We start from the raw sequence: 17731 nt of genomic DNA, 5'->3' as shown, positions 1-17731 counted from the left end.
AATAGTGACAGTCGTTGCACGGTGGCCTAACTTTGGGCGTACTACGTACGCTCAGAGAAGGTGATCCACATGCGCACCTCCCCACCCTTCCGCGCGGACCATGTCGGCAGCCTGCTGCGGCCACCCGCCCTGCTCAGCGCCCGTGAGAGTCTCACCGGCGAGGCGCTGCGCGAGGTGGAGGACGAGGCGATCCGCGAGGTCGTGCGGAGGCAGGAGGAGCTGGGCCTGCAGGCGGCGACCGACGGGGAGTTCCGCCGGGCCTCCTGGCACATGGACTTCATCTACCAGCTCGGCGGCATCGGCCAGGCCACCGGCGAGCACATCACGGTCCGCTTCCACAACGAGCAGGGCGACCTCGAGTACACCCCCGCGGCGATGCGGGTGCACGACAAGATCAGGCTGACCGAGCCGATCTTCGCCGACCATTTCACGTTCCTGCGTGACACCGTGACCACGGCGGTGCCCAAGCTGACCATCCCTTCGCCCAGCATGGTCCACTACCGGGGTGGTCCCGCCTCCATCGACCCGGACGTCTATCCCGACGTCGAGGAGTTCTGGAGCGACCTCAGCGCCGCCTACGCCGAGCAGGTGCGCAAGATCGGCGAGCTGGGCTGCACCTACCTGCAGTTCGACGACACCAGCCTGGCCTACCTCAACGACCCGGCGCAGCGGGCCGAGCTCGCCGAACGCGGCGACGACGCCGAGCACATGCACCTGCGCTACATCAAGCAGATCAACATCGCGCTCGCGGCCAAGCCCGAGGGCATGGCGATCACCACGCACATGTGCCGCGGCAACTTCCGCTCCTCCTGGGCGGCCTCCGGAGCCTACGACTTCGTGGCCGAGGCGCTGTTCGGCGAGCTGGCGGTGGACGGGTTCTTCCTGGAGTTCGACGACGAGCGCTCGGGCGGCTTCGAGCCCCTGCGCTACGTACCGCCGGGCAAGATGGTGGTGCTCGGCCTGGTCACCACCAAACACGGCGAGCTGGAGTCCAAGGACGCGCTCAAGCGGCGCATCGACGAGGCCGCCAAGTTCATCGACCTGGACCAGCTCTGCCTGTCCCCGCAGTGCGGCTTCTCCTCCACCGTCGAGGGCAACGTGCTCGACGCCGACCAGCAGTTCGCCAAGCTGGCCCTGATCGCCGAGACCGCGCGGGAGGTGTGGGGCTAGGAAACCCCGGTCAGGCGCGGACGGCGCACAGGAGGCGGTTGTTGCCGCGCTGCCAGAGCGTGCCGACCTCGGCGAAGCCCGCCGCCCGCAGGGCCTCGACGTGCTGGGACAGCAGGCCGGACTCGGTGCCGCTGTGGTTCGCGCCCGCGGTCGTGCGAGCGGTACGGGCGTCGTTGAGCTCGGCGAAGGCCGGCTCGGCGGCGATCGAGTCCCACCACTGCCGCCAGTCCTCGGGCCGGCCCTCGGCGAACACCCGGTCGGTGTGGCGGTCGTGGACGGCGCGTTCGAGCCGGGCGATGGCCGGAGTGGCGGCGTCGTCGGAGTCGAAGTGATCGCCGTTGAGGAGCAGCCCGCCCGGCCGCAGCACGGAGACCAGGTCGGCGTACAACTTCCGTAGCTCCGGCACGGCGAGCCAGTGCAGCGCGGTGGTGCTCACCGCGACGTCGGCCGGGCGGTCCAGGTGCAGCGAGTCGGTCCAGCCGGGTGTACGCAGGTCGAGGTCGACGAAGCCGAGCCGCGGGTAGGCGGCCCGGCCGAGGCCGAGCAGCAGCGGGTCGGCGTCGACCGGGATCACCGTGGCCTTGGGCAGCCGCTCCAGAAGGCGGGCGGACAGCGAGCCTGGCCCGCAGCCCAGGTCGATGACCAGCGGGTCCGGGCGGCCCAGTGCCTCGACGGCGTCGATCAACGCGGTGAAGCGCTCCTCGCGGTCGGGCAGGTAGCCCTCCTGCTGCCGGTCCCAGCGCGCGATCCAGTCGAGTGCGATCTCGTGAGTGAGCACGTCGTCTCCTTGTGACCCTCGTTTAAGCTTTAGACAGTCACAAGCTAAAGCATAGGATGTAACTGGTCAAGTGGATTTCAACAGTCACACGGACGCGGTCGTCCGAGTCGCCGTGGCGGTGGTCAATGTGCTGACCCCGGGCGAGAGCCGAGGGCGGCCCTGGCCGGTGCCGCACGATCTCGGCGCCGCCGCCACGGACGTGCTCCGAACCGTCTACCCCACGCATCCCGAGGTCACCGAGGCGGAGGGCGGCGCTTACGCCGAGATCGCCGCGCGTCTGCGCATGGTCTTCGAGGCCGTCGCGGCGGACGACATCGACACGGCGGCGACGCAGGTCAACAGCCTGCTAGAGGAGTCGCACGCCCGGCCGACACTCCAACGGCACGACGGCGAGCCGTGGCATCTCCACTTCCACGGCACGGGTGGCACCCTGGCCGGCGACTGGGCGGCCAGTTGCGCCACCGGCCTCGCGATCGTGCTCGGCGGCGAGTTCTTCGACCGGCTCGGCGTGTGCACGGCGCCGCACTGCGACCGGGTCTATGTGGACGTGTCGCGCAACGGCACGCGCCGCTTCTGCTCCACCGCCTGCCAGAACCGGGTCAAGACCGCGGCCTTCCGGGCGCGGGGAAAGGCCACGTGAGCAACTGGACCGGGCCGCCCGCGAGCAACTGGACCGAGGTGCCCGCGAGGACCGGGGCTACGTGAGCAGCCGTACCGGCGTGCCTGCCAGGAACGCCTCGATGTCGGCCACGGCCTCCTGGAAGTACGTGCGGTAGTTGCCCTGGGTGACGTAGCCCAGGTGCGGCGTGGCCAGGACGTTCGGCAGCGTGCGCAGCGGGTGGTCGTCCGGAAGCGGCTCCTGGTCGAAGACGTCCAGCCCGGCGCCGGCGATGCGGCCCTCGGTCAGCGCCTCGATCAGGGCGGCCTGGTCCACGATGGCCGCCCGCGAGGTGTTGACCAGATACGCCGTGCGACGCATCAGCGCCAGCTCCGGAGCGCCGATCAGCCCACGGGTCCGGTCGCCGAGGACGAGGTGGATCGACACGATGTCCGATTCGGCCAGGAGCGCTTCCTTCGTGGCCGCGTACCGTACGCCCAGCTCGCCCGCCCGGTCGGCGGTGAGGTTGCGGCTCCAGGCGGCCACGTCCATGCCGAAGGCGCGGCCGATGGCGGCCATCTGGGAGCCGATCTTGCCGAGGCCGAGCAGGCCGAGGGTGCTGCCGCGCAGGTCCAGGCCGATCGTGTGCTGCCAGGGGCCGCTCGCCCGCAGTGCGCCGGCCTCGGGGATCAGGTGGCGGGCCAGGCCCAGGATGAGGGCCCAGGTCAGCTCGGTGGGCGGCGCCGAGCTGCCGGCGGTGCCGCAGACCGTGACGCCGTGCGCGCGGGCGGCGTCGAGGTCGATCGAGGCGTTGCGCATGCCCGTCGTGATGAGCAGGCGCAGGTTCGGGAGCCGGGCGAAGAGCTCGGCGGGGAACGGCGTGCGCTCCCGCATGATCACCAGGATCTCGTGGTCGTGTACGGCCCGCACCAGGTCGTCCTGCGTCGCGAAGTGCTCGCGAAAGCTCGTCGCCCGCACCAGGGACCAGTCGGCGAGGCCGAGTGCGATATCCTGGTAATCATCCAGTACGGCACAGCGCAGCATAAATGCGGATATTACCGGCGCTGTCTCCGGCAGGTACAGGTGCTTACCGTCAAGCCGCTTCGCCCATGATTCGCCGCCTCGAAACATCGACATATGAGTGCGGCAGGGTGTCCTGAAGTGTGATGGGAGAGGACCACATCCCATGAGCAGACCCTTGGCAGTCGCCACCCTCACCACGGCGGCGCTCGTCACCGGCCTCGCAGCCCTCCCGGGCCCCGCCGGCGCGAGCCCGACCGGCCCCGTGAGCCAGGCCGCCATCGCGGGCCAGGCCGCCACCGCCGACCGCGCGCAACGCGTCATCATGACCGGCCGGCAGGAGGTGCCGGGTCCAGGTGACCCGGACGGGCACGGCGCCTTCACCTACACGGTGAAGGGCGAGACGCTCTGCTACACCATCACCGCCGACCGCATCCTGCCCGCCACGGCCGCCCACATCCACCGGGGCAAGAGAGGCGTGGCGGGCCCGATCACCGTCACTCTGAGAGCCCCGACCAAGGGTCCCGCGCGAGGCTGCATCAAGGCGGCCGAGCAGCAGAGCACCTCGAACGCCGCGCTCGTCCTGACCAAGAAGGAACTGCACGGCATCGTCAAGTCGCCGGATCGGTACTACGTCAACGTGCACAACGCGAAGTATCCCGACGGCGCCATCCGCGGCCAGCTCCCCGGCAAGGGCGGCGGGTCCGCGACTCACTGACCCCTGCTCCAGCTCCCCGGTGCGATCGGGGAGCTGGAGCCCGTTCAGCGGGTGGACAGGCTTTCTGCCTCCTCGTGCAACGCCGCGATGAGGATCAGCTCCAGGTGGAGCTCGGCCAGATCGGGCGCCGCGAGGCCATCGAGGACTTGCATGGTGGGCCTCCCTGCATCAAGGACGCCTCACAAGCCACAGGGGTTTACCGATCATTCCCTGAACCGTCATTCCCTGAACCGTTCCCAGGCGGACTGCCGCGTCATGCCGAGCGAGGCGCCGATGCGCTCCCAGCTGACGTTCTTGGTGCGGAGGTGTCGTACCCAGTCGTGCAGAGTGTCGTCGACCTGGACCTGAACGGCGACGATCTTGGGGAGGTGGTCGAGGATCTGGTCCTCGCTCATGGTCTCCCACGCGGGCAGGCGGGGCTCGAGGGAGGGGGCAAGCCCCACCTCCTTGAGCACGTCGGCGCACAGACCCACACATGCGTTGCAGATGTACACGCCGGGTCCGGCGATGAGCTTGGCCACGTCGGCGCTGCTCTTGTGGCAGAACGAGCAGCGCAGTTTGTCCATCGGGTCAGGCATGGCCTGACAGTAGCGCGTCAGGTGGTGCCTGACAATCCGGTGAGCGTCTGCATGATCTCCTGTCGCTCCTCGTTGATCCGGCGGCAGATCGTCACGTACGCGTTCAGCACCTTGCAGTACGCCTGGCGTGCCTCGTCGAGCTGGGCGCCACGGATGACGATCCGCTCATGGTCGCCCTGTGCCTCGGCCTCGGCGAGCAGCGCTCGCGCCTCGTCCACGATCTCTTCCGCCCTGATCCGCGTACGGCGGAGCAAGGCGAAGCATTCATGGAGCTCTCCCAGCCGCGCTGAGGAGACGATGAACTCCGCATCGTGTACGGCCGAGCCGGTCACCCTGGGCCCGCGAAGATCGGATCCCACTCTCGCCACCTCCCCGGTCAAGGTTGCCTCACTGTAGACGCGTCATCCCCTCCCGTGGATCACCTGATCTCGCGTGGGGGTAGGGCATCCTTCCCCCGGAGGAGGTTCTCTCCACCCGAGTGGGAAAACAGCGTCCCTGAACCCCGTTCGGTCCCGCCGGATTGTGCGGATTGGCGGTTTCACCTGCGCTTATGCGATGAGTGCGGCGAATCTTCTGTCTGGGGAAAAGGAGTGAAGGAAGAGGCGAGATCGGCCACGCGACGCCCGGTCGCCATCACATACTGAAACGACGTGACTGCGGTAAGTGATGGCGGCTGAGGGGCGCGGTTGTGGCTATGGCGACATCTAACGGCGACGAGGACGCGGTGGACGTCAGCGTCATCATCCCGGCCCACAACTGCCGTGAATATCTGGACCGGTGCCTCACCGCCGCGCTGGTGCAGCGGATCAGGAAAGAGATCATCGTCGTCGACGACGGATCGACCGACGGCAGCGACGAGCTGCTCGACCTCTACGCCACCTACCACAAGGGCAACGTCAAGGTCGTCAGCATCGCCGCCTCGGGCGGTGCCGGGCGGCCGCGCAACATCGGCATCGAACACGCCACCGGCCGTTACGTCTTCTTCTGTGACGCCGACGACTACCTGGGCCCCGAGGCGCTCGAACGCATGGTCGCCATGGCCGACCGCAACGGCTCCGACATCGTGCTCGGCAAGGTCGTCGGGCACGGCAGGCGCGCTCCGATGTCGATGTTCCACCGCGGCGCCGAGCGGGCCGAGCTCGGTGACAGCGCCGTCTACAACAGCCTGAGCTGCTTCAAGCTGTTCCGCAGGGAGATGCTGATCAGCCACGGCATCAGGTTCGGCGAGGGCATGCTGGTCGGCGAGGACATCCACTTCACCGTGCACGCCTATTGCCACGCCAAGGTGATCTCCGTGGTGGCCGACTACGACTGCTACCACCTGGTCTCCAGGTCCGACGGCAGCAGCATCATGCAGCAGCCGGGCAGCCGGGACCCACGCGGCTGGCTCGGCATGATCCGCGGGCCGATCCAGCTCATGACCGAGCACGTCCCGCCGGGGCCGCTGCGCGACCACCTGCTCCGCCGGCACTTCAGGCTCGACGTGTTCGAGCAGCTCGGCGTGCCGTTCCTGAAGTCGGACGAGGTGCAGCGCAAGGAGATCGCCCAGGAAGTGGCCGCGCTCTGCGACCGGTGGCTGACACCCGGTGTCTACGCCAAGCTCAGCCGGACCGACCAGCAGCGGATCGTCGCGCTCGGCGACATCCACCGTCTGGTGCGACTGGCCCAGATCGAGGGCGCCGCCGTCCGCCGCCGGCTGACCGGCCTGCGCTGGGAGGCGAACCGGCTGGTCGTGACCGGGGTGGCCGGGCTCGACGGCATGCCGGAGCACGACGGGGTCGCGCTCGTGCTGCGCGCCCGCAACGTGCGCGGGCAGGAGCTGATCGTGCCCGCCGAGCGCGACGGAGCCGCGTTCATCGCCAGCGTCGACGTGGCCGCGCTCGACTCGGGCATCTGGGACCTGCGGGTGGCCGTCGAGATGGAGGGCGTGGTCCGGTACGGACGCCTCGGCGCCGACCGCGATGGCTGCGTCACCCGGCCGGCGCCCCGGCTCATCGGCGCCGTGGTGGCGCTGCCGTACTTCACCAAGGACAACGGCAACCTCAGCATCGACGTCGGCGGGCACCTGATGACGGTGCCGGGCCGGGCCAGGATCCACCGGACGCGCTGGACGCTCGGGCGGCGGCTGCTCATCGACGGCGAGGTCACGGTCGTAGGCGTGATCCCGGCGGCCTCGGCGATCACCCGGCTGGTCTGGCGCGAGCGGCGTACGGGCAACGAACGGGCCGAGCGGGTGGTCGCGCTGCCGGGCGGCGGGTTCGCGGCCCGGCCCGCGATGGGCAAGTTCGCGCCGGGCATCTGGGACGCCTATCTGGAGGTCGAGCTGGGCGGGCCGCCCGCGAGGTTCCGGATCGAGACCGACGCCCAGACCGTCGCCGCGCCGCGCCGGTTGTGGGGGCGTCTGCGCGGCGGCGCTGTGCTGCGGAGCGTGCGCCCGTACGCGACGTCGGGCAAGGGGAGGCTGAGCACGGTCGTGCTCAAGATGACCACCCGTACGGCCTTCCGCAGAATTCTCCGCTAATTGCCATCTATGTGCAGGTGCAAGACGATGTCCTAAAGTAGGGAGCTGCAACACCGCTTGACGAAGGGCTTTGCCGTGCACGTACCCGATGGCTTCTTCAACGCGGCCGTATCCGTTTCCGCCGGCGCGGTCGCCGCCGCCGGGCTGGCGGTCTGCCTGCGCGGCGCGCGGCGCGAGCTCGACGACCGGACCGCGCCCATGGCCGGGCTGGTGGCCGCGTTCATCTTCGCCGTCCAGATGCTCAACTTCCCCGTCGCCGCGGGCACCAGCGGGCATCTGCTGGGCGGGGCGCTGGCCGCGATCCTCGTGGGGCCCTATACGGGCGTGCTCTGTATGGCCGTGGTCCTGCTGGTGCAGTGCGTGTTCTTCGCCGACGGCGGTCTCACGGCGCTGGGGATCAACATCACGATCATGGGCATCGTCACCGTACTGGTCGGCTGGGGCGTCTTCCGGCTGGTCGCGCGGCTCGCCAAGGGCAAGGGCGGCGTGACGGTGGCCGCGTTCCTGGCCGCGCTGGTGTCCGTGCCGTCCGCCGCCCTGGTGTTCTCGGCGCTGTTCTGGGTCGGCGGCACCGCGCCGATCGAGGTCTCCGCGGTGGCGGCCGCGATGGGCAGCGTGCACGTGCTGATCGGCATCGGCGAAGGCGTCATCACGGCCCTGACCGTCGGCGCGGTGCTGGCCGTCCGGCCTGACCTCGTGTACGGCGCGCGCGGGCTGACCACACCTCTCGTGCTGAGGGGCGCTGAGCCGGCGACTGTGGGGACGACGGTCACGGTGGGCGCTGAGGAGGAGCCGGTGGCCGCCCGGAGCCCGCTGCGGGCTTTCCTGCTCGGCGGCCTCGGCCTGACGCTGGTGCTGGCCGGGATCGTGTCCTTCTTCGCCTCCTCCAGTCCCGACGGGCTGGAAGCGGTCGCCGAGAACCATGGGTTCCTCGGCCAGGCCACCGGCCACATGTTCGGCTCATGGGCGCTGGCCGACTACGGTGATGTGGGCGGCATCCCCGTGGGTGTCGCCGGGATCATCGGGGTCGGGCTCGTGCTGCTCATCGCCGGGGGCGTCGCCTATGCCGCCCGTGGCCGGGAGAAGGCCCGGGTCTGAGGCCAGTGAACGAGAGACGGTGAGTGCCAGGTGGGCGCGGGACACCATCATCAGCTCTACCTGGCAGGCGACTCGGTCGTGCACCGGCTGCCGCCGCAGTGCAAGCTGCTGGCCGTCGCCGCCTTCGCGATCGTGGTGGTGGCGACGCCGAGGGAGCGGTTCTGGGCCTTCGGGCTCTACGCGGTCCTGCTCGCGGGCGTCGCCGTGGCCGCCAGGGTGCCGCTGACGTACGTGCTGCGGCGGATGGTGGTCGAGCTGCCCTTCGTGCTGTTCGCCTTCCTCATCCCGGTGATCGGGCTGGGGGAGCGGACGACCGTGCTGGGCGTCTCGCTGAGCGTGGCCGGGCTCTGGGCCGGGTGGAACATCCTGGCCAAGGCGACGCTGGGGGTGATCGCCTCGATCCTGCTCGCGGCCACCACCGAGCCGCGGGTCATCCTCATCGGCGCCCAGCGGCTCCGGCTGCCCAGCCTGCTGGTGCAGATCGCCATGTTCATGCTCCGCTACATGGACGTGATCATGGATGAGATGCGGCGGATGCGGGTCGCGCGGGAGTCCCGTGGCTTCGAGGCCCGGAATTTCCGGCATATCCCGGTGATCGCGCGCTCGGCGGGAGCCCTGTTCATCCGCTCGTACGAACGGGGTGAGCGGGTGCACCTCGCGATGCTCAGCCGCGGCTATTCCGGACGGATGCCAATGATGGACGAAATTTCGGGATCCGTTGGGCAATGGGCCACGGCCCTCGCTCTGCCAGGCATCGCCCTGGCCGTACTAGGCCTGTCCGCCGTACAAGGACTGTCACTGTGAACTCTCCGGTCGTCAACTCCCTCGAAGTCAGCCGGCTCGCCTACGCCTACCCCGACGGGACGCAGGCCCTGTTCGGCGTGGACTTCACGATCCGGCGCGGCGAGCGCGTCGCGCTGCTCGGCCCCAACGGCGCCGGCAAGACCACCCTCGTCATGCACCTGAACGGCATCCTCACGGCCGGGCACGGCTCGGTGAGCGTGGCGGGCACCCAGGTGCGCAAGGACACGCTCAAGGAGATCAGGCAGCGCGTCGGCCTGGTCTTCCAGGACCCGGACGACCAGCTCTTCATGCCCACGGTCAGGGACGACGTGGCCTTCGGCCCGGCCAACTCGGGCGTGTCGGGCGCGGAGCTGGAGCGTGCGGTCAAGGGCGCGCTGGAACGGGTCGGCATGCTGGAGGTCATCGACCGGCCGCCACACCACCTGTCGTTCGGCCAGCGCCGGCGGGTGGCCGTGGCGACCGTGCTGGCGATGGAGCCCGAGATCCTCGTGCTCGACGAGCCGTCCTCCAACCTCGACCCGGCCGCCCGCCGGGAACTGGCCGAGGTCCTGCGCTCGCTCGACGTGACCGTGCTCATGGTCACCCACGACCTGCCGTACGCGCTGGAGCTCTGCGAACGCTCGCTGATCCTCTCCGACGGCGTGATCGTCGCGGACGGACCCACCCGTGAGCTGCTCTCCGACGCCGAACTGCTCGCCCGCCACCGCCTGGAGCTCCCGTACGGCTTCGCCATCCCCGCGCCGGCCGAGCACGGCTGATCCAGGAAGGTCATTTTCCTGTTTCGGCCCTCACATACGGATGATCCGAGTTTGTGCATGCCCGGTACCCGGGGATGTCGAAGTACAGTGGCTCATCGAGGAGGGGCCAAATGAAGCTGCGGCTTGCGCGACATGCCCTTGGCGATGCCGTGGTGGTGGCCGTTGAGGGTGAGCTGGACCTGTTCACGGCGCCGTTCCTCCGCGACGAGGTGCGCGACGCCATCAAACAGGATGGCGCCTGGCTGGTGCTCGACCTCCAGCAACTGTCGTTCATGGACTCCAGCGGGCTGTCGGTGCTCATCGAGGCATGGCGGCTGGCCACGGGAGAGGGCGGCGGTGTGTCGCTGGCGGGGCCGCAGGCCCCGGTGGCCCGCATCCTGCGCACGACCGGGCTCGACCGGCGGATCAAGGTATATTCCGATGTCGACACGGCCGTAGGCGAGATTTAACCCACCCCGAGTAGAACTTCATTCGGTTGGCGGGTTAGGGTCCGGGTTATGGACGTGAACGGATCTGCAGCAATCATCTCCGGCGGGGCCAGCGGCCTCGGCGAGGCGACGGCCCGCGAGCTCGCGGCCCACGGCGCCACGGTGGTCATCGCCGACCTCAACGAGGAACGCGGCAAGAGCATCGCCGACGAGCTCGGTGGGGTCTTCGCCCGGACCGACGTGACGGACGACGAGCAGGTACAAACGGCGGTCGACGCGGCCGTCGCCACCGGCAAGCCGCTGCGCGTCGTGGTCAACAGCGCGGGCATCGGCTGGGCCGAGCGCACCGTCAACCGTGAGGGCGCCCCGCACAACCCCGCCTCCTTCCGCAAGGTCATCGAGGTCAACCTGATCGGCACGTTCAACCTCATGCGCATCGGCGCGGCGGCCATCGCCAAGACCGAGCCGGTCGACGCCGACGGGCAGCGGGGCGTGGTCGTCAACACCGCCTCCGTCGCGGCTCTGGAAGGCCAGACGGGGCAGCTGGCCTACTCGGCCTCCAAGGGCGGCATCGTGGGCATGACCGTGCCCGCCGCGCGTGACCTGGCGGCCATCGGCGTACGGGTGAACACCATCTGCCCGGGGATCATCGACACCCCGATCTACGGCTTCTCGCCCAACTCCGACGAGTTCAAGGCCAAGCTGGTGGCGCCGGTGGTGTTCCCGAAGCGCATGGGACGGGCCGACGAGTTCGCGCACCTGATCAGATCCCTGATCGAGAACGACTACATGAACGCCGAGGTCGTCCGCTTCGACGGCGGCATCCGCTTCCAGCCCAAGTGAGGTCACGTGTCTGACGAAGTGCTCGTCGAAGAGTCCGACGGCGTCGCCGTGATCACGATCAACCGGCCCGCCGCGCGCAACGCCATCAACGGCGCGGTGGCCCGCGGCATCGCGGCAGCCGTCGACTCGCTGGAAGCTCGCCCCGACATCTCCGCCTACGTCCTGACCGGGGCGGGTGGCTACTTCTCGGCGGGCATGGACCTCAAGGGCTTCCTGTCCGGCGACTTCCCGGTGGTCGAGGGCCGCGGCTTCGGCGGCCTGACCGAGTCGCCGCCCAAGAAGCCGATCGTGGCGGCGGTCGAGGGCTACGCGCTCGCGGGCGGCTTCGAGCTCGCGCTGTCGTGCGATGTGATCGTGGCGTCGTCGGAGTCCACCTTCGGCCTGCCGGAGCCCAGACGGGGCCTTGTGGCGGGCGCGGGCGGCATCATGCGGCTGCCGCGCCGGATCCCGTACCACATCGCCATGGAGATCGCCCTGACCGGCGATCACTATCCGGCCTCACGCCTGTACGAGCTGGGGCTGGTCAACCGGATCACCCCGGCGGGCGAGGCGCTGGACGGGGCGCTGGAGCTGGCCCGCAAGATCGCCGCCAACGCCCCGCTGGCCCTCGCGGCGACCAAGAAAGTGATCATCGAGTCGCAGGACTGGTCGCTGGAGGAGATGTTCGCCAAGCAGGGCGGCATCATCAGCCCGGTGTTCAGCTCGAAGGACGCCATGGAGGGCGCGGCGGCCTTCGCCGAGAAGCGCGCCCCCCAGTGGAAGGGCGAGTAGTCCTTTTCCGGACCCCCTCCCCTTTTTGGGAGGGGGTTTCGCTGCGCGTGCATAACTTCTTCTGCGTACGGTAAAGAAGGAAAGGTCTAGCGGGAGGGGCTCATGAGCGACTATTCGAGGTCCGCGTACGAGTCGGCCAAGCGCGGCGCGGGCACCCTCCTCGCCGGCGCCCTGAGCGCGACCTTCGTCATGGTCGTGATGCTCGCCGTGATGTGGGCCGTCGAGGTCGTCGACTACACGACGAACGGCAGCCTGGACCGCGAGTTCGGCATCGTCGGCTGGGATCCCTCGGGGCTCGCGGGCATCTTCTTCGCCCCGTTCCTGCATGTGGGCTTCGGGCACCTGATGGCCAACTCGCTGCCGCTGCTGATCCTGGGATTCCTGGCGGCGTTGCGCGGGCTCGGCCGGTTCTTCGCGGCCAGCCTGCTGATCATCGTGATCGGCGGTATCGGCACCTGGTTCACCAGTCCCGGCACGATCACGGTGGGTGCGAGCGGCCTCGTGTTTGGATATTTCGGGTACGTCCTGGCGCGCGGGATATTCGACCGGCGTGTCTTCGACATCGTCATCGGGATCGGCGTGGGGATCGCCTACTACTCGATCCTGTGGGGCCTGCTGCCCAACCAGCAGGGCATCTCCTGGCAAGGCCACCTGTTCGGCCTGGTGGGCGGCGTCGTCGCCGCCTGGCTGCTGCGCCGCAAGCGCGAAGTGGTGTAGGACGCCGCACACCCCCTACGTGATTAGTTGGATCGACGCTCGGCCGGATCTCGACAGGCGAGACTCTTCGTAGTGGAATGATTACGCAAAGTGTCCACGAAGGGAGTCTCCCCGTGTCGAACCCTCTGGCCGAAGCCAACCTCAGGGCCGCGTTCGCCGTCGTCGACGCCAACGGCAGCGGATATCTCGAGGCCGCCGACTTCGAGAGCCTCGCCGATCGGATGTGCGCCGTGATCGCGCCCGACCCGAGTTCGCCCTCGCACACGAGGCTGCGGGCGGCCTACCGGGCATGGTGGGACCAGATCCGCAACGCCGACACCGACGGGGACGGCCGGGTGAGCTGCGAGGAGTACGTCGCCCTCGTACAGGCGGGCGTGGCGGAGGACCCCCACTACTATGACAACGGCCTGAAGCCCCTCGCCGACGCGGCGTTCGACGCCATCGACGCCGACGGGAACGGCTCGATCTCGCGGGAGGAGCTCGCCCGCCTGTATGTGGCGGCCGGCGAGTCCGCCGAGACGTCCAACGGCTTCTTCGACCGCGTCGACACCGACGGCGACGGGTGCATCTCCCGCGAGGAGTACACGGTCGCCTTGCAGGGCATGTACGCGCCCGGATCGGCCGATGACGCGAGCGCCTGGGTGCTGGGCGCCAACGACCGGTGAGCCCGCCCGGCCGGGTCGCCAGGTCCGTCACGAGCCGGCGTCAACCGACGTGTCACACGCCCGGACAGGCGCGACGTCGAGTGCGCCGCAAGCGCGAAGTGGTGTAGAACGGCGCTCACCCTGATGCTCGCAAAATCGGGGTGAAATGCCGATACAGCCTCAGACATGTAAGGGGTGTCCGCAACCCCCGCATGAGGAGGCCACCATGGGAACCGCCGGTGGATGACGACCGAAGACGCCGGTTCGAGGCCGTATATGCCCAGACTTACGAGCCGATTCTCGGATACGCCCTGCGCCGCTGCGACTCTCCCGAGGACGCGGCGGACGCGGTCGCCGAGACGTTCGCCATCGCCTGGCGCCGCGCCGACGCCCTGCCGCCCGACGCGGAGGCCAGGCTCTGGCTGTACGGCATCGCCAGGAACGTCCTGGCCAATCACCGGCGCGGCCAGGTCAGGCGGTGGTCCAGGAGCGTGGAGCTAGACGCCGACATCGCCGACCTCTATGCCCACTCGCCCGAGGGCAGCGTCGAGCTGGGCGCGATCGCGCAGGCGTTCAAGGAGCTGCACGAGGACGATCGCGAGCTGTTGTCGCTGGTCGCCTGGGAAGGGCTGGACCACGCCCAGCTCGCCAAGGTCCTCGACTGCTCGCGCAACGCCGTACGCATCCGGCTCCATCGCGCGCGCAAGCGCTTCTCCAAGGCGCTGGCCGGCGCGGGCATCTCCGTCAACCGTCTGCAGGTGGAGTCCAGATGAACGAGTTGAGCGGACTGGCCGGAGCCAGTGAACTCGCCAAGGTCAGCGAACTCGCCAGGGTCAAGGATGAGCAGCTGGCCGGCCAGGCGTCCGGTGCGGGGGCCCGTGCGCTGCTGGCGGCCATCGTCGAAGAGAAGCCAGGTGCGGCGGCCGCAACGACAGCCGCAGCCGCGGCCGCAACGGCAACGACAGCCAGATCCGCAGCCGCTGGGCGTCGGGCGCCGAGGTCGCGCCGTGCCCGCCGCCTGCTCGTGGGGCTGGCCGTCACCGTCGCACTCGCCACCGTGGCCGTCATGGGCCCCACCCTGCTGGACAGGGAGGCCACCTCGTACGCCAACGCCGCCATCGACATCGAGCTGCGGGGTGACGACTACGTCGCTACGATCAAGGACCCGTTCGCCGACCACGCCCTGTACGCCGAGGGCTTCCAGGCGCTGGGCCTCAATATCGGCGTGGACCTGATACCCGCCTCACCGACTCGGGTAGGCGATATCGTGCGCTACGGATTCGCCGGCACCACCCGGGCCGACAGGCTCGGCGGTGGTCTGAAGCCGGAGGGATGCACGCTCGACCAGGAAGGCTGCTTCCTCACTGCCACGGTGAGCAAGGGATTCAAGGGCCGGGGTGTCTTCTACCTGGGTCGGCCGGCCAAGCCCGGAGAGAAGTACCAGGCTTTCGCGGAGGCCGGCGGCAAGGGCGAGATGCTCGAAGGCTACGACGCCGACGGGCGGACCGTGGGCAAAGTCGCGGCCGAGGCGCGCAGGCGGGGGCTGCGGGTGGTCTTCCGGATCATTGAGCCGAACCCGGACGGCAACGGCTTCGGCATGAGCCGGGACCAGTCGGCCAAGATCGGCGACCACTGGTACGTCTGGGCCGCCGAGCCTGAGCAGGTCGGCACGGTGAGACTGCTGGTCACGGAGAAACGCCTCCGGAAGAACCCGGTAACCGGTGAGTAGACCGCCCGCTACTCGATCCTGTGGGGCTGCTGCCGGGCGCTCATCCTGACCTGACCGGCGTGATCGACACCGGTGAGCCCGGCCAAAACCCTGACCCTCGTGGTGGTCGGCGCCGTCGTGGCAATGGGCACCGGCTCCTCGGGGGGCATCCCCGGTGGGTCCCCAGCCACGACGGACGGGCTTCTTCCGCTCCCCCCGCAGGGGCATCCCCGGTGGACCCCCGACCACGACGGACCGGCTCTTTTCTCCCTCCCCCCGAAGGGGGATCACCCCGAAAGGACCCCAGCCACCACGGACCGTCACAAGGACCGAGACCGCACTAGGAGCTGTGCACCCGCTCGGCCGGAGACGAGGACAGCAGCCGATCAATCAGCGCCAGCCCGATGGCCGACAGGACGAAGGCCAGGTGGATGATCGTCTGCCACATCATCTTGCTGTCCGGGATCGTCTGAGCCTTGATGAACGTCTGCAGCAGGTGCACCGACGAGATGCCCACGATGGCCGTCGCCAGCTTGACCTTCAGGACGTTCGCGTTGACGTGGGACAGCCACTCCGGCTCGTCGGGGTGCTCGTTGAGGTTGATGCGCGAGACGAACGTCTCATAGCCCCCGACGATGACCATGATGAGCAGGTTGGAGATCATCACCACGTCGATGAGGCCCAGCACCGACAGCATGACCGTGACTTCCAGGTCTTTGCCGGCGCCATGGAACACGCCTTCGATCAGGTGCCAGAGCTCGACCATGAACTGCCAGACGTACACCCCCTGGGCCACGATGAGCCCCAGGTAGAGGGGGACCTGCAGCCAGCGGCTGGCGAACATCAGGTAGCCCAGGCCGTTGGGCCGCCTGCTCATACTCATCCGGTATAACCCCTGTCACATGAGGATATGTCCGCACAACTGGGTGGTAAGGAAGATCGACCCTGGTCGTGCGCGGGCGTTTTAGGGAAGAATGTTTCCTAACTCACCGAGCCGGAGGGTTGGTCAGTTGGCGAACCTGGGATCCCTGGAGAGCGCGATCATGGACGTGCTGTGGGATGCCGGTAAGCCGATGCGGGTGCGCGAGCTGCTCGCCACGCTCAACGAGGTGCGTGAGCTCGCCTACACCACGGTGCAGACCGTCGCCGAACGGCTGGTGAAGAAGGGGCTGCTCGTCCGCACGCCGTACCGTAACGCCTTCAAGTACGCGGCCGCCTACTCCAGGGACGAGCACGTCACGCGGCTCATGCTGGAGGCGCTGGCGGCCAGCACCGACCGGCTGCCGGTGCTGGCGAGGTTCGCGCAGAGCGTCGAGGAGGAGGACGCCCTGGCCCTGCTGGACGAGCTGTCGCGCCGTACGGGTCAGAAACGCTCGACCACGTAACGGGCGGAATGGGTCAAAGACGCTCGACCACGTAGTCGATGCAGACCGTCAGCGCCTCGACGTCGGCCGGGTCGATGGCCGGGAACATCGCCACGCGCAGCTGGTTGCGGCCGAGCTTGCGGTAGGGCTCGGTGTCGACGATGCCGTTGGCGCGCAGCGCCTTGGCCACGGCCGCCGCGTCCACGTCGTCGGAGAAGTCGATCGTGCCGACCACCTGCGAGCGGAACTCGGGAGCCGCGAACGGCGTGGTGTAGGAGGTCTTGTCGGCCCAGGTGTAGAGGCGCTGGGCGGAGTCGGCGGTGCGGGCGGTGGTCCAGGCCAGGCCGCCGTTGCTGTTCATCCAGTCGAGCTGGTCGGCCAGCAGGAACAGCGTCGCCACCGACGGGGTGTTGTAGGTCTGGTCCTTGCCGGAGTTGTCGATCGCCACCGGCAGGCTGAAGAACTCCGGCACGTAGCGGTCGGTGGCGGCGATCTCCTCGACCCTTTCCAGGGCGCGCGGCGACATGAGCGCGATCCACAGGCCGCCGTCGGAGGCGAAGCTCTTCTGCGGGGCGAAGTAGTAGACGTCGGTCTCGTCGATGGACACGGGCAGACCGCCCGCGCCGGAGGTGGCGTCCACGAGCACGAGTGAGTCATCGTCGCCGACACGCTCGATCGGCATGGCCACGCCGGTCGAGGTCTCGTTGTGGGTGAGCGCGTAGACGTCGACGCCGTCCTCGGCCACCGCGGCCGGGTAGGTGCCCACCTCCGACTTGATCACCGTGGGCTCGCCCAGCCAGGGAGCCTTCTTGGCGACAGTGGCGAACTTCGAGGAGAACTCGCCGAACGACAGGTGCTGCGACCGCTCCCGGATGAGCCCGAAGGAGGCGATGTCCCAGAACGCGGTGGTGCCGCCGTTGCCCAGCACGACCTGGTAGCCCTCGGGGAGCGCGAACAGGTCGATGAGGCCGGCGCGTACGCGGCCGACCAGGTTCTTGACCGGCTTCTGGCGGTGCGAGGTGCCCATGACGCTCGCGCCGGAGGCGGCGAGCGCGGCCAGTTGCTCGGTGCGAACCTTCGAGGGCCCGCAGCCGAAGCGGCCGTCGACGGGCTTGATGTCAGCGGGAATCACGATGTCAGCCACCTGACCAAGGGTACTTACCCGAGGAGGTTGCCTGGACCCGGGTCCGGATCGTGAGAAAGGATGAACCAT

The 17731-nt window shown here is 68.9% G+C and carries 21 protein-coding genes; 15 read left to right on the top strand and 6 right to left on the bottom strand.

The features are described from left to right. The first annotated feature begins 69 nt into the window (after positions 1 to 69). On the top strand, positions 70 to 1170 hold the full coding sequence (locus tag ACQP2T_RS55750) for a 5-methyltetrahydropteroyltriglutamate--homocysteine S-methyltransferase (RefSeq protein ID WP_358554598.1): 1101 nt from the start codon (positions 70 to 72) through the stop codon (positions 1168 to 1170). A gap of 10 nt (positions 1171 to 1180) precedes the next feature. Here the strand turns inward: ACQP2T_RS55750 and ACQP2T_RS55745 are convergent, their stop codons facing one another. Beyond that, positions 1181 to 1948, bottom strand: a complete 768-nt coding sequence (locus ACQP2T_RS55745; RefSeq protein ID WP_433512829.1) for a class I SAM-dependent methyltransferase — start codon at positions 1946 to 1948, stop codon at positions 1181 to 1183. Between the two features lie 70 nt (positions 1949 to 2018). Between ACQP2T_RS55745 and ACQP2T_RS55740 the strand changes: the two genes are divergently transcribed. After that, entirely contained in the window at positions 2019 to 2588 is a 570-nt protein-coding gene (locus tag ACQP2T_RS55740; protein ID WP_433512828.1) for a CGNR zinc finger domain-containing protein, read from the top strand. 57 nt (positions 2589 to 2645) lie between these two features. On the opposite strand, the gene ACQP2T_RS55735 is transcribed toward ACQP2T_RS55740, so the two are convergent. Beyond that, a complete protein-coding gene (locus ACQP2T_RS55735; RefSeq protein ID WP_433512827.1) occupies positions 2646 to 3590 on the bottom strand; it encodes a D-2-hydroxyacid dehydrogenase family protein in 945 nt (314 codons plus the stop codon). Positions 3591 to 3732: 142 nt separating this feature from the next. Here ACQP2T_RS55735 and ACQP2T_RS55730 point away from each other — a divergent pair, with 142 nt between their 5' ends. Continuing rightward, the gene (locus ACQP2T_RS55730; RefSeq protein WP_433512826.1) at positions 3733 to 4284 is read left to right on the top strand and encodes a CHRD domain-containing protein; all 552 of its coding nucleotides are present in this window, start codon (positions 3733 to 3735) and stop codon (positions 4282 to 4284) included. 218 nt (positions 4285 to 4502) lie between these two features. Here ACQP2T_RS55730 and ACQP2T_RS55725 read toward each other — a convergent pair whose 3' ends face one another. Further along, the gene (locus tag ACQP2T_RS55725; protein ID WP_433512825.1) at positions 4503 to 4862 is read right to left on the bottom strand and encodes a ClpX C4-type zinc finger protein; all 360 of its coding nucleotides are present in this window, start codon (positions 4860 to 4862) and stop codon (positions 4503 to 4505) included. Between the two features lie 17 nt (positions 4863 to 4879). Then, positions 4880 to 5221: a hypothetical protein gene (locus ACQP2T_RS55720; protein ID WP_433512824.1), complete on the bottom strand. Its 342-nt coding sequence runs from the start codon at positions 5219 to 5221 to the stop codon at positions 4880 to 4882. 335 nt (positions 5222 to 5556) lie between these two features. Between ACQP2T_RS55720 and ACQP2T_RS55715 the strand changes: the two genes are divergently transcribed. The 11 genes from ACQP2T_RS55715 to ACQP2T_RS55665 all read left to right on the top strand — a co-directional run bounded on the left by ACQP2T_RS55715 (position 5557) and on the right by ACQP2T_RS55665 (position 15175). Further along, positions 5557 to 7383, top strand: coding sequence for a glycosyltransferase family 2 protein (locus tag ACQP2T_RS55715; protein ID WP_433512823.1), 1827 nt, complete (start codon positions 5557 to 5559; stop codon positions 7381 to 7383). A gap of 57 nt (positions 7384 to 7440) precedes the next feature. Beyond that, on the top strand, positions 7441 to 8481 hold the full coding sequence (locus tag ACQP2T_RS55710; RefSeq protein ID WP_433512822.1) for an energy-coupling factor ABC transporter permease: 1041 nt from the start codon (positions 7441 to 7443) through the stop codon (positions 8479 to 8481). A 30-nt stretch (positions 8482 to 8511) separates the two neighbouring features. Beyond that, positions 8512 to 9285, top strand: coding sequence for a cobalt ECF transporter T component CbiQ (gene cbiQ, locus ACQP2T_RS55705; protein WP_433512821.1), 774 nt, complete (start codon positions 8512 to 8514; stop codon positions 9283 to 9285). Continuing rightward, a complete protein-coding gene (locus tag ACQP2T_RS55700; RefSeq protein ID WP_433512820.1) occupies positions 9282 to 10043 on the top strand; it encodes an energy-coupling factor ABC transporter ATP-binding protein in 762 nt (253 codons plus the stop codon). Before cbiQ ends, ACQP2T_RS55700 begins: the two co-directional genes overlap by 4 nt. 110 nt (positions 10044 to 10153) lie before the next feature. Next, positions 10154 to 10492, top strand: coding sequence for an STAS domain-containing protein (locus ACQP2T_RS55695; RefSeq protein WP_225294105.1), 339 nt, complete (start codon positions 10154 to 10156; stop codon positions 10490 to 10492). Positions 10493 to 10540: 48 nt separating this feature from the next. Then, complete coding sequence (locus tag ACQP2T_RS55690; RefSeq protein WP_433512819.1) at positions 10541 to 11314, top strand: SDR family NAD(P)-dependent oxidoreductase; 774 nt, start codon at positions 10541 to 10543, stop codon at positions 11312 to 11314. 6 nt (positions 11315 to 11320) lie between these two features. Next, a complete protein-coding gene (locus ACQP2T_RS55685) occupies positions 11321 to 12085 on the top strand; it encodes a crotonase/enoyl-CoA hydratase family protein (protein WP_433512818.1) in 765 nt (254 codons plus the stop codon). Positions 12086 to 12187: 102 nt separating this feature from the next. Then, positions 12188 to 12802, top strand: coding sequence for a rhomboid family intramembrane serine protease (locus ACQP2T_RS55680; RefSeq protein ID WP_433512817.1), 615 nt, complete (start codon positions 12188 to 12190; stop codon positions 12800 to 12802). A 113-nt stretch (positions 12803 to 12915) separates the two neighbouring features. Further along, positions 12916 to 13467 (top strand): EF-hand domain-containing protein, encoded by a 552-nt coding sequence (locus ACQP2T_RS55675; RefSeq protein WP_433512816.1) that lies wholly within the window; start codon positions 12916 to 12918, stop codon positions 13465 to 13467. A 218-nt stretch (positions 13468 to 13685) separates the two neighbouring features. Beyond that, positions 13686 to 14219, top strand: coding sequence for an RNA polymerase sigma factor (locus ACQP2T_RS55670; RefSeq protein ID WP_433512815.1), 534 nt, complete (start codon positions 13686 to 13688; stop codon positions 14217 to 14219). Beyond that, complete coding sequence (locus ACQP2T_RS55665) at positions 14216 to 15175, top strand: hypothetical protein (RefSeq protein WP_433512814.1); 960 nt, start codon at positions 14216 to 14218, stop codon at positions 15173 to 15175. The genes ACQP2T_RS55670 and ACQP2T_RS55665 overlap by 4 nt, the downstream gene beginning before the upstream one ends. A 319-nt stretch (positions 15176 to 15494) precedes the next feature. On the opposite strand, the gene ACQP2T_RS55660 is transcribed toward ACQP2T_RS55665, so the two are convergent. Next, positions 15495 to 16031, bottom strand: coding sequence for a TIGR00645 family protein (locus ACQP2T_RS55660; RefSeq protein ID WP_433512813.1), 537 nt, complete (start codon positions 16029 to 16031; stop codon positions 15495 to 15497). Positions 16032 to 16164: 133 nt separating this feature from the next. On the opposite strand from ACQP2T_RS55660, the gene ACQP2T_RS55655 reads away from it, so the two are divergent. Beyond that, complete coding sequence (locus ACQP2T_RS55655) at positions 16165 to 16539, top strand: BlaI/MecI/CopY family transcriptional regulator (protein ID WP_433512812.1); 375 nt, start codon at positions 16165 to 16167, stop codon at positions 16537 to 16539. 13 nt (positions 16540 to 16552) lie between these two features. Here the strand turns inward: ACQP2T_RS55655 and serC are convergent, their stop codons facing one another. Next, positions 16553 to 17662: a phosphoserine transaminase gene (gene serC / locus ACQP2T_RS55650; protein ID WP_433512811.1), complete on the bottom strand. Its 1110-nt coding sequence runs from the start codon at positions 17660 to 17662 to the stop codon at positions 16553 to 16555. Positions 17663 to 17731: the final 69 nt, after the last annotated feature.

This window comes from Nonomuraea sp. CA-143628, assembly GCF_050942315.1.
In the GTDB taxonomy this organism is placed as follows: Bacteria; Actinomycetota; Actinomycetes; order Streptosporangiales; family Streptosporangiaceae; genus Nonomuraea.
Note: the sequence above shows the minus strand (reverse complement) of the source record. Positions and strands in the feature narration are given on the sequence as shown.